Genomic DNA, 1,473 nt, shown 5'->3' with positions numbered 1-1,473 from the left:
GGCGCGGCCTCCGCGGCCGGACTTCTGGCCACCGCTGCGGCCGTATGTATTGCACGCCAGTGACGCCTGATTCCGCTCGAACTCCGCCCAGTCGATGTATCCTTCGTGGTGTTCACGGATCAGTACCTCCCAATCATCGAAAGCTTTGCCGTGGCCATAGCTCTTGCGCGCCCGTCCGTCGACGACAGTGACCCGCTTCTCGCTTTTGCCGTACGCATAGGCCCCGGCATAGAACGGGTTCTTCAGAAGGCCGATGACATTGCGATAACGAATAGGCTGCCACTCGAACGACGTCAGGCGCTTGCCATCAGATGGCCGGGGAAAGAACATCCCCTCTGCCGCCAGCGACAGATGCGTCTGCCGAGCACTGCCGAGTATGCGAAATCGTTCAAATATCGTTCGAATAGCCTGCTGAAGGCGCAGGTCAGGATCGAAACCCAGGCCATAGTCGCGATGCCAGACATATCCGATCGGCACGCTGATCCTCAGTTCGCCCCGTCTAGCCTTGGCACGAGCGGCATCCAGCATGCGCGCACGGATGATTCCAAGCTCGAACTCGCTAATGCTGCCCTTCATGCCGAGCAGCAGCCGATCGTTCGGCAGGCAAGGATTGTAGACGCCATCCAAGTCTATGACCCTTGCTTCGACAAGGCCACAAAGCTCGAGAAGATGATGCCAGTCGCGACCATTGCGAGCCAGGCGCGACGCATCGAAGCAAAGGACAGCGCCGACTTCACCGGCACACAATGCCGCTACCAGCTTCTCAAAGCCTGGACGAGCAACCATTCCACTAGCCGATCGCCCGAGATCATCGTCGATGACCTCAACGATGCGGAAGCCGCGATGGCGTGCGACGTCAACGAGCTCGTATTGCCGGCGACGGCTCTCGGGATTGTTCTCAACCTGACCTGGGCTCGACTGCCGCACGTAAACAATGGCTTTCCGCTGCAGGATGGTGGGAGGCAGGATCTCAACGCTCGTCATCATTCCGTTCCTCCTCCTTCATGCCAGTGGCCGCCTCGGTGAGAAGCGTGGCAAGGCTCGACACCAGCCGCCGGCGTTCGCTCACTGGGAGGCCGAGAAGGCGCGGCGGTTCGAAGGAGATAAGGAGCTGACGCTGATGCGGTAGAAGGCGAAATTGCGGATCGGGCATCTTGGTGTTCCTCGACGAGATTCGGTTCGCCGGAACAGGTTCGCCGCATTCCGCGGCGCTGTAAAAGGTCATCCAGATCCACAAGGGCCGACAATGTGACCCGAGGCGTCCCCAATTCCATGCCAGCACAGCGCGCCGCATCAAGCATCCATGCAGCGATCGCCGTCACAACGCCGGGCATGACCTCAACGTGGACGAACTGGCCCTTCTTCCGGTTCTCGCTATAGTGCAGCCGCAAACGACGACCGAAATAGGGATGCCAGCGATAGTGGACGACAACTTCTCGCCCGACATGGGCAGAATGTTCGGTAGATGGCAAT

2 protein-coding genes are annotated in these 1,473 nt (G+C 59.7%); both read right to left on the bottom strand.

Annotated features, from left to right (window positions below):
- On the bottom strand, positions 1-984 hold a 984-nt coding region (locus ATB98_RS00055), incomplete at its 3' end, for a recombinase family protein (RefSeq protein ID WP_167354036.1).
- A complete protein-coding gene (locus ATB98_RS00050; RefSeq protein WP_153435585.1) occupies positions 971-1,153 on the bottom strand; it encodes a hypothetical protein in 183 nt (60 codons plus the stop codon). The genes ATB98_RS00050 and ATB98_RS00055, both read right to left, overlap by 14 nt.
- Between the last annotated feature and the right edge of the window lie 320 nt (positions 1,154-1,473).

This window comes from Sinorhizobium saheli (assembly GCF_001651875.1).
GTDB classification, from domain to species: domain Bacteria; phylum Pseudomonadota; class Alphaproteobacteria; order Rhizobiales; family Rhizobiaceae; genus Sinorhizobium; species Sinorhizobium saheli.
Note: the sequence above shows the minus strand (reverse complement) of the source record. Positions and strands in the feature narration are given on the sequence as shown.